Source organism: Dietzia sp. IBK-p2-15D (assembly GCF_057773105.1).
The window spans coordinates 1-15,952 of record NZ_JBYMTK010000015.1 but is presented as its reverse complement, the minus strand read 5'-3'; the positions used below and the strand labels follow the sequence as shown (position 1 = coordinate 15,952).

Below are 15,952 nucleotides of genomic sequence, written 5' to 3'. Positions count from 1 at the left end.
GGGGGTGCCGACCCGCAGCCGAGAGGCAGCGTGGAGGCCGGATCGTACGCGATCTGCCAGATGGAGGGACGGCGTCGGATGCTGAGGGGCTCCGGCGCCGTTCCCGTCATTTCGGCCCACCTCTAGCCGATGATCTCCTGTGCCACGCGGTGCAGTCCGGCCAGCGCCGACGACTCGGCCTGTGGTGACCTCGGCGTCTCGGGTCTGAGCATCGTGATGTGCCACAGCTCGTCGCCGGAGATGAGGATCGTGTGTACCTCGACGCCGCCGCCGGTGGGCGCTGCCACGCAGTCGATGTACAACGTGGCTGGCCGTGGGCCGACCGCGGCGGGTGCCCCGGGCTCGCCCGGGGCCGTCAGGCCGGCCTCCGCGGCACCCGGTCCGCGGATCTCCGAGCAGGCGTACCTGGCGCCCAGCAGTGTGGCCTGACCCGCGAGCGCGGCCCGGGCACCGTCGCGGGGCGTGACGACCCCGGCGGCAACGGTGTCGGGGACGACGTCCGGATCGAAGGCCGGCGGGGTGGTCGTCGCCGTGGTCGCCGTGGTCGCCGTGGTCGCCGAGGTCGTCGCCGACTCGTCGGCCGTGGCGTCAGGCGTCGACGCATCGGTCGTGGCCTCCGCCGCGCCCGCCGCGCCCGCCGCGCCCTCCGTGTCCGCCGATTCCGCATCCGAGACCTCGGAGGCGTCGGCGTCGGTGGCCGTCGCCTCGGCGTCGGTCGTGCTGGTGCCCGCCAGTCCGGCTTCGTACCTCTCGGGTGACCCCGGGCCGCCGTAGGTGCACAGCAGCCCCAGGTCACCGGAACCGGTCGGATCGACCACCGGCATGTCGGCACCGGTGAGGTCGATGATCTCCTCGGTGGTCAGGTCGAGGAGTTCGCAGGCGTTGAGTCGTTCCTCGAGCGCGGGCCGACCCTCGACCATCGCGGCGGCGACGTCGTGCCGGGGATTCGGGGTGAGCCTCGGCGGGCCCGCGTCACCCGAACCGGGGCCCGTGGCAGTGCATCCGGCGACAGCCACCGTGGCCGCCAGGGCGACGAACCCTCCGGCGAGACGGCGTCCGCGCGCCGGACGGGGTCGCTGCGATCGCATGGCCCGATCCTACGGGTCGGCCCCACTGTCATGGCCCCGACGTCCGGCGTTCACCGCGCGTGCGCGGCCCGCTCATCTCGCTCGGCGACACTGCCGGATGTGGAAGCGAGACGCGGGCGGGACGCGCAGCCGCTGCCGGGGCCCGCACTCGGCTACCGGCGATCGGATCTGCACGAAGCCGGGCGCCTTCCCGGTGGGTGGAGGGAGGTTGTCGCCCACGCCGTGCTCGGCGAGGGGGTCGCCCTGTTCGACGGGGCCGCGGACGATCTGCTCAGTCTGGCCGCCCACGCCCGCGCGGGGATCAGGACGGAATCGGCGGAACCGCCCTCGCCGTCGGACCTCGTCGTGCTCTACGGGCCGATGCGTGGACCCTGCCGACTCGTCGACCTGATCGACGAGTCGCTCCGGCAGGGCGTCGTCGTCGGCACCCTCGAGGGCAACACCGCGGTGGCCGAGCACCGCTGCCACCTCGACCTGCACCCCGGGACGGACGAGGTCACCGTCACCGTCCGGACGGTGTGGCGGCCGCGCACCTCCACGGTGCTGCCCGGTGCCGCGGGCCGCGAGGCGCGCGCCTACGAACGCATGGGCGACCGCCTGGTCCGGACGCTCGGCGGCGCTTTCTAACCGGGCACGGCGCCGTCGGGGGCAGCCGGGCCCCTGACGACGTCGGTCGGCTCGGTCACCGAGCCCCGGATGGCATCGAATGATTCCCGGATGCGGTATTCGAGCAGGGAACCCGGCTCGTCGGTGCGCCACCGTTCCACGGCGATCCGGAGGATCGCGATCGACGCGGCCGCCACCGTCGCGGCCTCCACCGAGTCCGGTTCCCGCCCCTCCCGGCGCGCCACCAGGGACGCCAGCTCCTTCTCGTTGCACGCCAGGATCTCGTAGACCTGGGTCCGGACGCTCGCCTCCCGGCGCCACATGTCGTGGAATCGGTCGAAGGCCCGGCTCTGCCGCCGTGCGTTGGACACCTGGTGCCACATGAGCCGTGAGAGGGCGGTCATGGTGGACACGCTGCGGTCGGTGAGGAACTCCCTCACCGCGTCGCGACCGGCGGGGGGAGTGTCCGGGATGCAGGCGGCGGCCTTGGACGGGAAGTAGTTGAAGAACGTCCGCCGCGACACGTTGGCGGCTCGGGCGATCTCGTCGACCGTCACCGCGTCGAGTCCTCGCTCGATCACCAGGTCGACCGCGGCGGCGGAGATCGCACCGCGCAGGTCGCGGCGGCGATCCTCCGCGCGGTCGGCGCCCGCAGCGATGCTCGCGGAGTCGCTCATCTGCCACCTCCCGGTCCCGTCGCCGTGTCGGGCGGTCAGCCGCACCGCCACGGTCAACAGTACTGACCGAAGCGGCATCTATCCTGGCGGGATGCGCACACCCGCCTCCCCAGCCCTCGTCGCGGTGTCGGCGATCCTGCTCGGTGCCTTCGCCGGGTGCGGCGGCGGCTCCGGGCCGGCCCCTGAGATGGGCACCATCCGGACCGCCCCGCCCGAGACAACAGAGCCGGAACTGTCGCCCGTCGAACCGGTCGCCGATGCCGAGTGCCCGTACCTGTCCGCCGACGAGGTCACACGACTCAGCGGCCAGCCGGTCACCGACGTGCGGATCGACGACGGCGTGGAGCCCGCGGCCTGCTTCTTCTACGACTCAGACGGCGAGGTGCAGCTCACGACCACCGTGTACTCGGTCGCGTCCCCGGAGCGGGCGGCGGAGCTGGTGGAGGAGTCGGCGCCCTCCGGCGAGGCCGAACCCTCGCAGGCGGAGGGAGGCTGGAGCGGCGGCCGTACGGTGGGCCTGGGCGGTGCGCTGGTGGTCCTGTCCCGCGACGCCCGGGTGCTGGCCGTGCAGTCCACGCAGGAGGATCCGACGACGGCCCAGCGGATAGCCGAGCTCACCGCACCGCGGGTGGCGGGCTGAGCCGCCGCGCCACAGGATTCACGTGGATCACGTCGGGTCGGTGACCATCCCCAGGATGAGCTCGGCCATGCTGCGGGCGGTCATCGCGGTGGTCCGGGCCTCACCGAGCATGGCGGCGGTCACCGAGCCGTCGTGGAGGAGCGCCAACCGGTCGGCCAGGTCGGTGATGTTGTCCGGGTCCTCGAGGCCCATGCCGGCGAGCTCGGAGCGCAGGGTCTCGGCGACCCACTGCCGCTGATCGGCCACAGCGGCGCGGATGGCGCGCTCGCCGTCCGTCGCCGGGCTGGGGAACTCGATCGCCGCCGCGAGGTGGCAGGACCCGGGCATGGCGGGCTCGACCTGCTCGCGGACGATGTCGAACAGTGCCAGGATGCGGCCCCGGGCATCCGGGGCGAGGTCGGCGCGACGCCGCCACAGGTCACGGTCCCGTTCGGCGACCGACCGCAGGTAGGCCACGACGAGCTCGTCCTTCGACCCATAGGTGTTGTACAGGCTGGCCTTGGCCACCCCGGCCTCCCGCAGGATCCGGTCGATCCCGACCGCACGGATCCCGTCGGTGGAGAACAGACGGGTCGCCGTCGCCAGGAGTCGCTCCCGCGGCCCGGGCTTGGTCGACCGTGTGCTCGTCACGGGGTACACACTATCGGCAGTGACCGCCGACACCACGGGGCCGGTGCCGCGCGCGGCGGACACCGGCCCCATCGCCCGACGGTGCGGTCGATGATGGTCAGGCCGGCGGCTGGCCGTCGGCCGGCGGGCGGCTGTGCTGCGACGAGTCCGGGTTCGGCGTCGGCGTGCCGTCCGGGGCGTCCGGGTTGTCGGGCGCGTCCGCAGTGCGACCGGTGAGGAACTCGCCGGCCTTCTGCTGCGCGGTATCGGTGTGCTCCGAGTACTTACCGCCGGTGCGCTGGTCGAACGCGTCGCCGGTCTTGTCGAGTGCCGAATCCACCTTGTCCGGGTTCTTTCCTGCGAGGTCCTTGGCCTTGTCGAACAGTCCCATGTCAGGCTCCTTCCACTCCGGGTTATGCAGACGGGCGGCCCGACCCCGCTTCGGGCCGGGCCGCCCGGATGTCGCGTTGTGTGGCGTCTGGCGCCGGGGTCAGACCTTGGTGCGTCCGCGCCCCTTGATGGCGGAGACGACGAAGATGACCAGGATCGCGCCGATGATGGCGGCGACGAAGCCCCAGATGGAGAAGGCCTCGGGCATCCCGCCGCCGCTCGTGAAGAGCGAGACGAGGAAGCCGACGATGAATGCGCCGATCACGCCGGCGAGAACGTTGGCCACGAGGCCCATCTGTGCGTTCTTGCCCATGATCATGGAGGCGATCCAGCCAGCGAGGCCACCGACGATGATCCAGGAGATGATGCTCCACAGCATTGTGGTTGTCCTTTCCCGAGAGTCGTAATCGGCCCGGGACGGGCCGCTCACTCAGGAGAACACGACACAGACACGAATGCTTCCGGTCGCACGCCGTGTGGCGTTAAACGTCACTCACTCGTTACCGGTCCGTGTCCGCCGGGCCACCCGCCCGCGGCCTCAGGCGATCTCCGCGGCCTCCGGGTGCTTCTGGATGTATCCCGCGACGAACGAACACGACGGGCGCACCCGCAGTCCCTCCTCCCGGGTCACCTGCAGCGCCTCACCGACCAGCGTCCCGGCGAGACCGCGCCCACCGAATTCGGACGCGACCACCGTGTGGGGGAACTCCCGGACGCCGTCCGTGCCGTCGGAATAGTCGGCGAAACCCGCCACCACATCGTCCACGAGGATCTCGAATCGCCCGGCGGCGGTGTCACGCCGAACCTGAACGTTGTCCTCGCAGCTCATGAGTGCGATTCCGGACGGACGACCATCACCGGGCACGGGGCCGCCTGCAGGAGCGCGCGGGAGGTGGAGCCGAGGACCATGCCCGTGAACCCGCCCCGCCCGTGGGAGCCGACGACGACGAGCTGGGCGTTCTCGGCCTGCTCGACGAGTGCCCGGACCGCGCGATCGCGCGTGACGAACCGCTGCACCTCGACATCGGGGTACCGGTCCGAGAATCCCGCCAGCCGCTCCGACAGCGTCTGGAGCTGCTGCTCCTCGAGTTCCTTCCAGTCATCCTCGGTGAGGGAGATGCCGGCCGCCGCGGCCTGCACCTGCGGATCCATCCAGGTGTGCACGGCGACGAGGGGGGCGGACCGCGCGGAGGCCTCGGCGAACGCCCACTCGGTGGCCTTGGCGCTGACCTCGGAGCCGTCGATCCCCACGACGACCGGGCCGCTGCGGTTCAGATCGTCCGTGTCCTCCCGGGTCACCACGACCGGGCAGAACGCGTGGCTGGCCACCGCCGCCGACACCGAGCCGAGCACCATGCCCTTGATCCCGCCCAGGCCGCGGGAACCCAGGACGATGAGCTTGGCCTTGCGCGAGTAGTCGATGAGCACCTGCGCGGGATTGCCCTCGACGATCGCGTGCGACACCTCGATGCCGGGCACCACCTTGGCCGCGGTCTCACGGGCCTTCTCGATGATGGGCGTGCACTCCCGCTCCAGCTCGTCGTAGACGGGCTGCGGAGGGATCATCCCCTCGGCGAACATCGCGGCCGGCATCGTGTAGCTGGTCACGAGGAGCAGCGGGATGCGGCGGGTGGCGGCGGTGTTGGCGGCGTACGCGACCGCACCGGTGGAGGCGGCGGAGCCGTCGACGCCGACGACGACGGTGTTCTCGAGGGAAGCCATGGCCCCGACCCTACCGCCGGGATACGACACCGGATCGCGGTTTGGGAGTGGGCCGTCTAGAGCTGGTCCGGGAACGGGGCGTTGGCCGGGTAGGCCATGTTGAAACTCCCCTGGAACGCCGGGAGGACGACGCGGCCCGGGCCGAAGAGGAAGAAGTCGACGACGACGTCGATCATGGGCGCTCCCGAGTGTTCAGAGTGGTGCGAGGGACAGATGGTGCTCGAGTGAGTGTAGCCCACCGACTAGGCTCGTGGACATGTCCAGCTCGAGACGCCGTGGGCGGCCCCTCCCGCTGCGGAACGGTGTCGACCCGGTCCGGATCCGGCTGGCCGACCCCGGACAGGGGCCCCGCAGCATCCCCGAGGAGTTGCGCCGACGCTTCCCCGATCGGCTCGCCGAGCTCACCGTGGCCCTCGAGGCGGGGCAGGTCGTCACCGCCGACGGGGCACCGGTCACCGCCGCCACCCGGCGGCACCGGGGGATGGACGTGTGGATGTACCGGACGCCGGAGCCCGAGATCCCGGTCCCGTTTGAGGTCGAGGTCCTGCACGCGGACGACCGCCTCGTCGTCGTCGACAAACCCCACTACCTCGCCACGACCCCCCGCGCGGGGCACGTCACCGAGACCGCACTCGTCCGGCTCCGGCGCGATCTCGCGCTGGACGACCTCGCGCCCGCCCACCGCCTCGACCGGCTCACCGCCGGCGTCCTGGTCTTCACCGTCGATCCCGCGCACCGCGGCGCCTACCAGGAACTCTTCGCCGCCCGCCGGGTCACCAAGACCTACCTGGCGGTCGCGACCGCCCCCGACGGGGTTCCCGCCGAACGGCAGCGGTCCAGCCGGATCGTCAAGACCCGCGGCGTCCTGCAGGCGGCCGAGGTCGACGGCGAGCCCGACGCCCACACCCGCATCACTCTCCTGGGCACCCGGGGGGACGGGGCCGGGCGGATCGGGCTCTACCGGCTCGAACCCACCACCGGCCGCACCCACCAGCTGCGCGTGCACATGAACGCCCTCGGGACCCCGATACTCGGCGACGATCTCTACCCCCGTGTGCTCGACGTGGCCCCCGGCGACTTCTCGACACCACTCCAGTTGCTGGCCGAGTCGATCGCCTTCACCGACCCCGTCTCGGGCGAGAAACGCGAGTTCGCCACCCGGCGGACCCTCGACGCCTGGACCCGTGAGCAGGATCAGGGTGGACACCCGGGCAATCCCCCATCGGCTTCCGCTCCGAATTCCTGCAAGCTTTAGATCGACCACCATGATCCGAGGGAGCACATGACCACCCAGGCCGAGACCCACCGACACGACGGCGAGCCGCACTCCGCGGCCGCCGTCGCCACCGACCTCGTCATGACCTACGGGGAGGGCGAGACCGAGGTCCGTGCACTCGCCCACGTCAGCGCGACCTTCGAACGGGGACGGTTCACGGCGATCATGGGCCCCTCCGGCTCGGGCAAGTCGACCCTCATGCACTGCATGGCGGGACTGGACCGGCCGACCTCGGGGTCGGTGCGGATCGGCGATACCGAGATCGTGGGGCTGGCGGACAAGGAACTGACGGCGCTGCGACGCGACCGCATCGGATTCGTGTTCCAGTCCTTCAACCTCGTCCCGACCCTGACGGCCGAGGAGAACATCACCCTGCCCCAGGACATCGCAGGCCACGGCATCGACCGGGCCTGGTTCGACGAGGTGATCGGCCGGCTGGGGATCGCCGACCGGCTCTCGCACCGGCCGTCCGAACTGTCCGGCGGCCAGCAGCAGCGCGTGGCGTGCGCCCGCGCCCTGGTCGGCCGCCCGGACATCCTGTTCGGTGACGAGCCCACCGGCAACCTCGACTCCACCTCCTCGGCCGAGGTCCTGGCCATCCTGCGCAGCGCCGCAGACGACTTCGGTCAGACCGTCGTGATCGTCACCCACGACCCGCGCGCCGCCACCTACGCCGACCGCGTCCTGCTGCTCGCCGACGGCCGGGTCGTCCGTGAGCTCGCCCATCCGACCGCCGACGAGATCCTGGCGGCCATGGGCGCCCTCGAGGAGCGGTGATGGCGGCCAGGCACGCCTCCGGGCACGCCGGACCCGCCGGCGGGGGGCGACACGAGTCCGCCCACGCCCCGCGCCACACGCGCCCGATGCTGCGCGTCTCCCTGCGCAACATCGCCGCCCACAAACTCCGCCTGGTGCTGTCCGTGCTGGCGGTGGTCCTGGGCACCGCGTTCGTCACCGGCTCGCTGGTCTTCACCTCCACCCTCAAGAGCACCTTCGACGGACTGCTCGACCAGGGCACCGCGGACCTCGCCGCGATGATCGAACCCGAGGACCCCCGCGGGGCGGGCGTGCCGTTCGAGGTGGCCGAGCAGGTGCTCGACCTGCCGGGCGTCGAGGCGGCCATGCCCGGCGTGTCCGGCACCGTGGTGCTGTTCAACGCCGACGGCACCCCGTACCAGTCCGGTGGCGCGCCGTCCGAGGGCCTGGCCTGGATCGATCCCGACGACGCGGTCGGCGAGAGCAGCTGGATCACGGACGGCCGCGCCCCCGCCGCCGACGACGAGGTCGTCCTCCCCGAGACCGTGCTCACCGCCGCCGGCCTCGCCGTCGGCGACACCGCCGAGGTCTACACCACCGGGCAGGGCGTCCTCGACGTGACCGTCGTGGGTGCCTACGCCAACGAGACCGACATCGGCGGGTACGTGGGCGTCGGGTTCTCGGAGGAACGCGCCCGCGCCCTGTTCACCGACGGCGAGAACGCCTCCAACGTCTCCGTCCGCGCGGAACCGGGCGTGAGTCAGGAAGAGGTCCGCGACACGATCGCGGCCGAGTTCCCCGACTACGAGGTCCGGACCGGCGAGGAGATCAAGGAGCGACTGTCCGAGCAACTGTCGACCGTCCTCGACTTCATCAACTATTTCTTCGTCGCGTTCGGGCTGATCGCGCTGCTGGTCGGCACGTTCATCATCTACAACACCTTCTCCATGCTCGTCGCCCAGCGGCTGCGGGAGCTCGCCCTGCTGCGCGCGATCGGCGCCTCCCGCGGGCAGCTCACCCGATCGGTGATGGCCGAGGCCGCCGTCACCGGGCTCGTCGGCTCCGGGATCGGCGTGGTGGTGGGCTTCGGCCTGGCCCAGCTGATCTTCGTGGCGCTCGAGGCCTTCGACCTGGGCATCCCGTCCGGAGCCCTCTCGCTCACCCCGATGTCGGTCATCACCCCGCTGGTGTTGGGCTTCGTCGTCACCGTCTTCTCCGCCTGGGCGCCCGCCCGACGCGCCGGACGCGTCGCCCCGGTGCAGGGCATGCGAGTCGGCTCGGCCACCACCGAGGCCGGCGGCGGATGGCGCACCGCCGTCGGCCTGTTCGCCGTGGTGAGCGGCCTCATGCTCGCGGTGATAGGTACCTGGCAGGAGACGACGCGGGACGGTGCGATCACGGTCGGTGTCGGTGCGGCCGCGCTGATCATCGGCAGTTTCCTGGTGATGCCCGCGCTCGCCAAACCGATCGCCGGTGGCATCGGCAGGGTGATCGGCGCACCGTTCGGCGCGGTCGGCAAGCTCGCCGCCACCAACGCCGGACGCAATACCCGCCGGACCGCCGCGACCGCGTTCGCGCTCACGCTGGGACTGACCCTGGTGGCGGCGTTCGGAACCCTCGGCGCCACCACGAAGGAGAGCGTCAGCGGCGTCATCGACCAGGACATCAACGCCGACGTCGTGGTCCAGGGCGTGGCGTCCCAGGGCCCGCCGACCCCGCTGCCCGGCGGCATCGAGCAGCAGATCGCCGACCTCGACGAGGTCGGTGACGTGGCCTGGCTGGCGTTCGCGTTCGCCCAGCTCGCCGGGGAACCGCAGGCGCTGTCCGCCGCCGGCGGGCCCGTCGGCGAGATGATCGACGCCACCGTGGTCGACGGTTCGCTCGACCCCGGCCCCGACTCGCTCGTCGTGTCCCGGACCGTCGCCAGGGACAAGGGGTGGACGATGGGCGCGTCCGTGCCGCTCGTCGCGCCCGACGGCAGTGAGAGCACCCTCCGGGTCACCGGGATCTACGAGGACTCCCAGATCCTCGGGCAGTTCTACACCGGGATGGACGTCTACGAACGCCTGGTGCCGGAGAACCTGCGGTCGACCTTCAACGTGCTCGTCGCGGCGGACGACGGGGTGAGCGAGGACGAGGTCCTCGCGGCGGTGACCGACGAGCTCACCGACATCCCGATCGCGATGGTCCAGAGCAAGCAGCAGTACATCGACACACAGACCGGCGGGATCGACCAGCTGTTGACGATCATCTACGCGCTGCTGGGGCTGGCCCTGGTCATCGCGGTCCTGGGCATCGTCAACACCCTCGCCCTGTCGGTGATCGAGCGTCGCACCGAGATCGGGATGCTCCGCGCGGTGGGCATGCAGCGCTCGCAGGTCCGCCGCACGATCAACCTCGAGTCCACGCAGATCGCCGTGTTCGGCGCGTTGATCGGCGCGGCGGTGGGCGTCTACCTCGGCTGGGCGTTCGTCACCGTGCTCGCGGACAGCGGACTGACGGAGACGACGATCCCGTGGGGCAGCATCGGCGTCGTGCTGGCGGCCTCGGCGGTCGTCGGGGTCCTGGCGTCGTTGTGGCCCGCGCACCGGGCCGCCAAGACCGACCCGCTCGAGGCGATCTCGGACTAGGTGCGGGGGTCGCCCGTGGACGTCGCCCGTGGACGTCGCCCGCGGGCGACGTCCACGCTAGCGGCGCAGGCCGAAGAGGTTGCGGGGACCGCGGTGCTCGTGGCGGGCGAGCACCGCGCCCAGCACCTCGGCGTCGTGTTTCTGGTCGACCTCGACGCCGGCCAGCCTGCCGACCGTGCGCTCCCACAGCAGGCCCTCGTACACGGTCAACAGGTCCAGTGCGGCTGTGGCCGGGTCGCGCAGCCCGGCGGCGTCGAGTGCGCCGACGAGGTCGCTCGGATCGAGCAGGGCGGCCACGAGGTCCGTGGTGTCCTCCTTGCCGGCGAGTTCGACGATCAACGCCGATCTGGCCGCCAGCTCACCGCGGTAGTCGGCCAACAACCCGTCGACCATGCGCGTGAGCATCCCCAGCACGTCGTCGGCGTCGGAGGACGCCAGTTCCTGGATCCCCGAGACCTCGACGAATCCCCGCAGCAGCGAGGTGAGCCGGTCGACGGTGAGGGTGAGCAGCTGCGCGCGGGTGCGGCAGTAGTAGGAGGTGGAGCCCGAGGGCAATCCCGCCTCCGAGTCCACGGCGCGATGGGTGAGGGCACGGACCCCGTCCCTCGCCACGACCTCGATCGCGGAATCGGCGATGAGCATGCGCCGGTCCTCCATGGGGGCTCCCGTCGTCGTGTTCCACGGACATTCAGCTCGACCGGTGTAGTGCCGGACGTCGACGGGTCCCGCCGACTCGAGCGACAGCCTATCGCCGTACGGGGCCGTGGGCGTCGGAATCACGGACGCCCCGGCACCGGTATCCGGTGCCGGGGCGTCCCTGGCGTCGATCCTGCGGCCGCTGGTCAGGCCACGGCGGCGACCTTGCGGGCCCGCCGCGTGGCGCGGTGGTGCTGCAGCGCGGTCTTCAGGCCCGCCCGCTGACCCTCCACGGCCGGCAGCGGCTTGGGCTGGTCGGCGAACATCCGCTCGGAGTGGGTCTCCGGCGCGTCGTCGGTCGTGTCGCGCAGCATGTGGTTGGGCAGCGACAGCTTGGCGATGGTGCGCCAGGTCTTGAAGTACTGCACCGGCAGGGGACCGGCCACGTAGGGCAGGTCGTACTTGCGGCACACCTCACGTACCCGGATGGACGCCTCCGCGAGCCGGTTGGACGACATGTCCGGGTAGATGTGGTGCTCGATCTGGTACGACAGGTTGCCTGACATGAAGTCGACGACCGGACCGCCGGTGATGTTGGCGGAGCCGAGCATCTGCCGCAGGTACCACTCCGCCTGCGTCTCGTTCTCCACGTCCTTCTTGGTGAACTTCTCGGCACCGTCGGGGAAGTGGCCACAGAAGATCACCGCGTTGGTCCAGACGTTGCGGATCCCGTTGGCCACCAGGTTGGCGGTGGCGGTGGACTTCCACCCCTTGCCGGACAGCAGCGGGTAGAAGACGTAGTCCTTGGCGAGCTGACGGCCGGCCTTCTTGGCGAAGAGCGAGAGCTTGTTCATGGTCTCGCGACGGTCGTCACGACCCTTGGCGACCTTGCCCAGCTCGAGGTGCTGGATCCCCACGCCCCATTGGAACAGCAGCGCGAGGGCCGCGTTGTAGGCGATGTTCCCGTAGTAAAAGGGGTGCCAACGCTGGTCGCGGGTCACCCGGAGAACGCCGTACCCCACGTCGTCGTCCAGGCCGACGATGTTGGTGTACTTGTGGTGGATGTAGTTGTGGGTCTGCTTCCAGTGCTCGGCGGTGCCCACGATGTCCCACTCCCAGGTGGTGGAGTGGATCTCGGGGTCGTTCATCCAGTCCCACTGCCCGTGCATGATGTTGTGGCCGAGTTCCATGTTCTCGACGATCTTGGCGACCCCGAGGGTGCCTGCGCCGATCGCCCAGGCCGTGCGGTTGCGTGAGCCCACGAGGAGCAGTGCACGGGCCGCGATCTCGAGTCCCCGCTGGAAACGGATCGTGTTGTGGATGTACGCGGCATCTCGCTCGCCGAGGGAGCCGATGATGTCCTGACGGATCTGCTCGAGCTCCGCGCCGAGGGCTTCGATGTCGGACTCGGAGAGGTGCGCGAATTCCGGGATGTCGGTGATGGCCATGAAGCTACGGTACCGTAACTTACGGTCGCGTAGGTACGTTCGGTTGCGCGGGTCACACTTTTGGTGTGCGGTGAGCTGATCGATCGTCGCCCAGTCGTGGTGTGGCCGAGGACTCTTTTCCGGCGCCGAAGCGTGCGTGGCCTGCGCGGGAGTTCGACGATGTCACGCCGGACATCACGGTTGTGTAACGTCGAGCGGGTTCGTGACGACATAGATGGCGTTACGTGGGGTACAGACAGAACGCCCGATACCGCAGTACGACTCAGTACGCAGCAGTAAATACGAGGGGACACATCATGAGCAACGCCAACGACATCTTCCTGCAGGCCATCCAGCCGGTCATCGACATCTTCTGGTCGCTGGTGTGGACCGCCACCGGCTCGACCATCAGTGTTCCCCGTCCGACCGCTCCCGCGGGCACTCCCGAGTCGGTCTGATCCTTTCGAGCGCCGGGTTCACCGCCCGGTGATCTCCGCGGCAGCCCGCCCCTCGCTCGAGGGGCGGGCTGCCGCGTTTCATCCGGTCGGCCGGGTGGGTGGCGGTGGTGGCAGCGGCCGTGCCGCCGGCTCAGAGGCCGAACTTCTCGCTGCCACCCAGGTCGATCGGAATGGAGGCGCCGGTGATGCCCGCGCCCGCGTCGCTGCACAGGTAGACGGCCATGGACGCGATCGCCGACGGCTCGACCCACGGCTGCGGCATCTGGTTCATGCCGCTGAAGGTTTCCGCGGTGTCCTCGAGCGTGGTGCCCTGCCCGCCCGACATCATGGCGATCATCGAGGGGTTCTCGATCATCGGCGTACGGACGTTGCCGGGGTGGATCGAGTTGCACCGGACGCCTGAGAACCCGAGCTCACCGGCGAGGGCCTTGGCGAGTCCGCGCACGGCCCACTTGGACGTCCCGTAACTGGCGGTGAAGGAGCCGCCCCGCAGTCCCACCATCGAGCTGATCAAGACCACTGAGCCGCCGCGCCCGGTCGTCAGGATGTGGGGGATCGCCACCGTCGTCGTCACCCACGTGCCCTTGAGATTGATGTCGAGCGTCGTGTCCCACTCCTCCTCGCTCCGCTCCCAGGACGCGGCGGGCTGGGGCGAGACCCCGGCATTGGCCACGACGAAGTCCAGGCCGCCCAGCTCGGCCACCGCGGCGTCGACGGCTGCACGCATGCCGGGAAGGTCCCGAACGTCGACCTCCCCGGTGATGCAGCGCCTGCCGAGCGCGCGAACGGACTCGGCGGTGGCCTCGAGGTCCTCCGGATTGGCCATCGGGTAGGGCACCGTCTCGATGTCCCGGCACAGGTCGAGAGCGATCACGTCACATCCGGCGGCGGCGAACGCCTCGCAGTGTGCGCGCCCCTGGCCGCGTGCGGCGCCGGTGACCAGCACGACCCTTCCGCTCAGATCGGCCTGGGTGGGGACGGCTTGCGACATCGGGGCTCCTGACGTGGTTCGGCGGCGGACCCTGCGGGGTCGCCCGCCCTGCGGCATGCTGGAAGTCAACGTAGACAATCAGAACAGGTAGTGATCATCATGCTTGAACGGACCCTGGTCCTCGTGGATACCTCGTATCTACTGGCTAGTTTCTACAACTCGTGGGAGGAGGGTGCGCGCGGCCAGCTGGAGATATCCCTGGCCACGGTCGTGCACCGTTTAGACCACGTAGCCCACGGTCTGGTGGACCAGCCGGTCCAGCGCCAGAACTGGTATGACGGCATCCCGGACTCCGGCCCGCACCGGTATCAGCGCACTCTCCGTGTGATCGAGGGCGTGCAGCTGCGCGCCGGCCAGTTGATCGAGTGGGGTGAGAGACGAACCCAAAAGGCGGTCGACACCCTCCTCGTCGCCGACATGATCCAAGCCGCCTACAAGGGCCAGTGTTCGGACATGGTCCTGGTCACCGGGGATGCCGACATGATCCCCGGCGTGCGGGTGGCCGTGGACGCCGGTGTCCGGATGCATCTCGTGGGTTTCGGCTGGGATTCGATCTCCTCTGCACTGCGACACGCCTGCGACACCACGACTGTGCTCGATCCCCGCACCGACTTTCACGACGCCATGCAGATCAGGGTCCTCGAGGGCCCCATCCCCCCGAAGGTCAGGACCCCGACGGCGCCTCCGGTGCATCCGGGGGAGGACGCCCACGAGACCGAGGAGTCGGTGGGGATGGCCGACGTCGTCCTGCGCTCGGATCGCGCCTCGGCCACCTCGGTGGCCGACGAGACCCGCCTGACGGCCGCCGAGGAGGAGCGTGCGGCCGATGCGGAGGAGTTGGCGGCGGACGAGCAGGAATGCGCAGCGAGAGCCGAGTCCGAGCCGCCCGCGCCGGAGGCCGGGGATTCCGCGCAGGAACCAGTCGAACCGGCGACGGCCGGCAAGTCCCCCGCGCCTGGCGCATCGTCGAAGCCCGAGAGTTCACAGACCGCGGGGCCGTCGCCCGCGCAGCTGGCCAAGCAGAGCGACAAGACCGAGAAGCCAGAGAAGCGAGAGAAGGCAGAGAAGGCGGGGAAGCCGGACAGGGTGGGGGAGCCCGAGCGGCCCGGCCCGGCCGAGGCGCACCCGGGCCCCCAGTCCCCGGCCCAGTCCTCCCGGGTCGCTCCCCAGTTCGCGGGCTCGGTCCAGAAGCCCTCGGACCCCGGTGCGGATTCCAACGGGTCGTCCCGGCCGAACCCCTCGATGATGGCTCCCCATCGTCGGCCATTGCGGTCGAAGTTCGTTCCGCTCCCGGACGAGGTCTGGACCTCGTCCGGTGAGCAGACCCCCTTCGACGTGGGTCAGCAGTACGCAACGTGGTGGTACGAGCGGGCCGCCACGGAGAGTCAGCGGGACCAGGCGCATCTCCTCTCGGGCGGCGTGCTTCCCCCGGGGATCGACCGCCCGTTGCTGCAGTTCGCCTGCCAGATGCTCAACGAGTTCACTCTGACAGAAGCCCAGCGGGTTCGCCTGCGAGACGGGTTCCACGAGGGGATCCGGGCAGTCCTGCTCAAGCACCGCTGACGCCTTCACGCCTGGCCGGTCAGAAGGGTGGTGGGTCGGGGTCGTGGTGGTGGTCGGGTGGGGTGTCTGGTGGTGGGGCCATGGCGTTGGCTTTGCGCTCGGCGGCCAGGCGTAGGGCGCGTCGGTACCAGTGGGTGCTCTGGGGTCGGGGGTCGAGCCAGGGGCGGCGTGGAGGTGGGATGTCGGCGTCGGGGTCGGCCCTGGTGTCGGTCGCAGCCCCGGTGTCGGTGTCGGTGGTGTGGCGGCGCCAGCGGGCGGGGGGGCCGTCGGGGTGGGTGGTGAGGGTGTGTCCGGTGTCGGTGGTGATGGTCAGGGTGCCGTCGGGGGCGAGTTGGTAGTGCCAGTTGTGGAAGGTTTTGAAGCGGTGGTGGTTGCGGCACATGGCGGCGAGGTTGTTCTCGAGGGTCGGGCCGCCGGCGGTGGGGTCTGTGTGGTTGAAGGGGCGGACGTGGTCGATGTCGCAGGCGTCGGCGGGGACGGAGC

17 protein-coding genes and 1 pseudogene are annotated in these 15,952 nt (G+C 70.6%); 7 read left to right on the top strand and 11 right to left on the bottom strand.

The window, feature by feature from the left end; genetic code table 11:
* Positions 1–122: 122 nt before the first annotated feature.
* Entirely contained in the window at positions 123–1,088 is a 966-nt protein-coding gene (locus tag AC3DEV_RS15830; protein ID WP_488372715.1) for a hypothetical protein, read from the bottom strand.
* A 99-nt stretch (positions 1,089–1,187) separates the two neighbouring features.
* Here AC3DEV_RS15830 and AC3DEV_RS15825 point away from each other — a divergent pair, with 99 nt between their 5' ends.
* Positions 1,188–1,715, top strand: coding sequence for a DUF1990 family protein (locus AC3DEV_RS15825; RefSeq protein ID WP_488372714.1), 528 nt, complete (start codon positions 1,188–1,190; stop codon positions 1,713–1,715).
* Here AC3DEV_RS15825 and AC3DEV_RS15820 read toward each other — a convergent pair.
* The gene (locus tag AC3DEV_RS15820) at positions 1,712–2,371 is read right to left on the bottom strand and encodes a TetR family transcriptional regulator (protein WP_488372713.1); all 660 of its coding nucleotides are present in this window, start codon (positions 2,369–2,371) and stop codon (positions 1,712–1,714) included. The two genes, AC3DEV_RS15825 and AC3DEV_RS15820, sit on opposite strands and share 4 nt — an antisense overlap.
* Positions 2,372–2,462: 91 nt before the next feature.
* Between AC3DEV_RS15820 and AC3DEV_RS15815 the strand changes: the two genes are divergently transcribed.
* Entirely contained in the window at positions 2,463–3,011 is a 549-nt protein-coding gene (locus AC3DEV_RS15815) for a DUF2020 domain-containing protein (RefSeq protein WP_488372712.1), read from the top strand.
* A 27-nt stretch (positions 3,012–3,038) separates the two neighbouring features.
* Here AC3DEV_RS15815 and AC3DEV_RS15810 read toward each other — a convergent pair whose 3' ends face one another.
* From AC3DEV_RS15810 to AC3DEV_RS15790, 5 genes are all read right to left on the bottom strand, one after another.
* Positions 3,039–3,641: a TetR/AcrR family transcriptional regulator gene (locus AC3DEV_RS15810; protein ID WP_488372711.1), complete on the bottom strand. Its 603-nt coding sequence runs from the start codon at positions 3,639–3,641 to the stop codon at positions 3,039–3,041.
* A 97-nt stretch (positions 3,642–3,738) separates the two neighbouring features.
* Positions 3,739–4,011 carry an antitoxin gene (locus tag AC3DEV_RS15805; RefSeq protein WP_488372710.1) on the bottom strand — a complete coding sequence of 91 codons (273 nt, stop codon included), beginning with the start codon at positions 4,009–4,011 and terminating at the stop codon, positions 3,739–3,741.
* 99 nt (positions 4,012–4,110) lie between these two features.
* Entirely contained in the window at positions 4,111–4,389 is a 279-nt protein-coding gene (locus tag AC3DEV_RS15800; RefSeq protein ID WP_488372709.1) for a GlsB/YeaQ/YmgE family stress response membrane protein, read from the bottom strand.
* A gap of 159 nt (positions 4,390–4,548) precedes the next feature.
* Entirely contained in the window at positions 4,549–4,839 is a 291-nt protein-coding gene (locus AC3DEV_RS15795; protein WP_182635650.1) for a GNAT family N-acetyltransferase, read from the bottom strand.
* Positions 4,836–5,732 carry a universal stress protein gene (locus tag AC3DEV_RS15790; protein WP_488372708.1) on the bottom strand — a complete coding sequence of 299 codons (897 nt, stop codon included), beginning with the start codon at positions 5,730–5,732 and terminating at the stop codon, positions 4,836–4,838. The genes AC3DEV_RS15795 and AC3DEV_RS15790 overlap by 4 nt, the downstream gene beginning before the upstream one ends.
* A gap of 256 nt (positions 5,733–5,988) precedes the next feature.
* Here AC3DEV_RS15790 and AC3DEV_RS15785 point away from each other — a divergent pair, with 256 nt between their 5' ends.
* The 3 genes from AC3DEV_RS15785 to AC3DEV_RS15775 are packed head-to-tail and all read left to right on the top strand — an operon-like array spanning position 5,989 to position 10,394.
* Positions 5,989–6,987: a pseudouridine synthase gene (locus tag AC3DEV_RS15785; RefSeq protein WP_488372707.1), complete on the top strand. Its 999-nt coding sequence runs from the start codon at positions 5,989–5,991 to the stop codon at positions 6,985–6,987.
* Between the two features lie 27 nt (positions 6,988–7,014).
* Positions 7,015–7,785, top strand: a complete 771-nt coding sequence (locus AC3DEV_RS15780) for an ABC transporter ATP-binding protein (RefSeq protein ID WP_488372706.1) — start codon at positions 7,015–7,017, stop codon at positions 7,783–7,785.
* Entirely contained in the window at positions 7,785–10,394 is a 2,610-nt protein-coding gene (locus AC3DEV_RS15775; RefSeq protein ID WP_488372705.1) for an ABC transporter permease, read from the top strand. Before AC3DEV_RS15780 ends, AC3DEV_RS15775 begins: the two co-directional genes overlap by 1 nt.
* A 57-nt stretch (positions 10,395–10,451) precedes the next feature.
* Here AC3DEV_RS15775 and AC3DEV_RS15770 read toward each other — a convergent pair whose 3' ends face one another.
* Complete coding sequence (locus tag AC3DEV_RS15770) at positions 10,452–11,051, bottom strand: TetR/AcrR family transcriptional regulator (protein ID WP_096906673.1); 600 nt, start codon at positions 11,049–11,051, stop codon at positions 10,452–10,454.
* 185 nt (positions 11,052–11,236) lie between these two features.
* Positions 11,237–12,478: a fatty acid desaturase family protein gene (locus tag AC3DEV_RS15765; protein WP_472982888.1), complete on the bottom strand. Its 1,242-nt coding sequence runs from the start codon at positions 12,476–12,478 to the stop codon at positions 11,237–11,239.
* A 296-nt stretch (positions 12,479–12,774) separates the two neighbouring features.
* Here AC3DEV_RS15765 and AC3DEV_RS15760 point away from each other — a divergent pair, with 296 nt between their 5' ends.
* On the top strand, positions 12,775–12,915 hold the full coding sequence (locus tag AC3DEV_RS15760; protein WP_167492364.1) for a hypothetical protein: 141 nt from the start codon (positions 12,775–12,777) through the stop codon (positions 12,913–12,915).
* A 130-nt stretch (positions 12,916–13,045) separates the two neighbouring features.
* Here AC3DEV_RS15760 and AC3DEV_RS15755 read toward each other — a convergent pair whose 3' ends face one another.
* Positions 13,046–13,906, bottom strand: a complete 861-nt coding sequence (locus tag AC3DEV_RS15755; protein WP_069390118.1) for a mycofactocin-coupled SDR family oxidoreductase — start codon at positions 13,904–13,906, stop codon at positions 13,046–13,048.
* 99 nt (positions 13,907–14,005) lie between these two features.
* Between AC3DEV_RS15755 and AC3DEV_RS15750 the strand changes: the two genes are divergently transcribed.
* On the top strand, positions 14,006–15,469 hold the full coding sequence (locus tag AC3DEV_RS15750) for an NYN domain-containing protein (protein WP_488372704.1): 1,464 nt from the start codon (positions 14,006–14,008) through the stop codon (positions 15,467–15,469).
* Between the two features lie 19 nt (positions 15,470–15,488).
* Here AC3DEV_RS15750 and AC3DEV_RS15745 read toward each other — a convergent pair.
* A pseudogene (locus AC3DEV_RS15745) lies at positions 15,489–15,952 on the bottom strand (HNH endonuclease); the annotation flags it as partial.

Excerpts from the sequence above, each read along its gene's own strand:
- AC3DEV_RS15815 (WP_488372712.1), top strand. The coding sequence starts at position 2,463 with ATGCGCACACCCGCCTCCCCAGCCCTCGTCGCGGTGTCGGCGATCCTG.
- AC3DEV_RS15820 (WP_488372713.1), bottom strand. The coding sequence starts at position 2,371 with ATGAGCGACTCCGCGAGCATCGCTGCGGGCGCCGACCGCGCGGAGGAT.
- AC3DEV_RS15755 (WP_069390118.1), bottom strand. The coding sequence starts at position 13,906 with ATGTCGCAAGCCGTCCCCACCCAGGCCGATCTGAGCGGAAGGGTCGTG.
- AC3DEV_RS15800 (WP_488372709.1), bottom strand. The coding sequence starts at position 4,389 with ATGCTGTGGAGCATCATCTCCTGGATCATCGTCGGTGGCCTCGCTGGC.
- AC3DEV_RS15795 (WP_182635650.1), bottom strand. The coding sequence starts at position 4,839 with ATGAGCTGCGAGGACAACGTTCAGGTTCGGCGTGACACCGCCGCCGGG.
- AC3DEV_RS15780 (WP_488372706.1), top strand. The coding sequence starts at position 7,015 with ATGACCACCCAGGCCGAGACCCACCGACACGACGGCGAGCCGCACTCC.
- AC3DEV_RS15785 (WP_488372707.1), top strand. The coding sequence starts at position 5,989 with ATGTCCAGCTCGAGACGCCGTGGGCGGCCCCTCCCGCTGCGGAACGGT.
- AC3DEV_RS15830 (WP_488372715.1), bottom strand. The coding sequence starts at position 1,088 with ATGCGATCGCAGCGACCCCGTCCGGCGCGCGGACGCCGTCTCGCCGGA.
- AC3DEV_RS15775 (WP_488372705.1), top strand. The coding sequence starts at position 7,785 with ATGGCGGCCAGGCACGCCTCCGGGCACGCCGGACCCGCCGGCGGGGGG.
- AC3DEV_RS15750 (WP_488372704.1), top strand. The coding sequence starts at position 14,006 with ATGCTTGAACGGACCCTGGTCCTCGTGGATACCTCGTATCTACTGGCT.
- AC3DEV_RS15765 (WP_472982888.1), bottom strand. The coding sequence starts at position 12,478 with ATGGCCATCACCGACATCCCGGAATTCGCGCACCTCTCCGAGTCCGAC.
- AC3DEV_RS15770 (WP_096906673.1), bottom strand. The coding sequence starts at position 11,051 with ATGGAGGACCGGCGCATGCTCATCGCCGATTCCGCGATCGAGGTCGTG.
- AC3DEV_RS15760 (WP_167492364.1), top strand. The coding sequence starts at position 12,775 with ATGAGCAACGCCAACGACATCTTCCTGCAGGCCATCCAGCCGGTCATC.
- AC3DEV_RS15790 (WP_488372708.1), bottom strand. The coding sequence starts at position 5,732 with ATGGCTTCCCTCGAGAACACCGTCGTCGTCGGCGTCGACGGCTCCGCC.
- AC3DEV_RS15805 (WP_488372710.1), bottom strand. The coding sequence starts at position 4,011 with ATGGGACTGTTCGACAAGGCCAAGGACCTCGCAGGAAAGAACCCGGAC.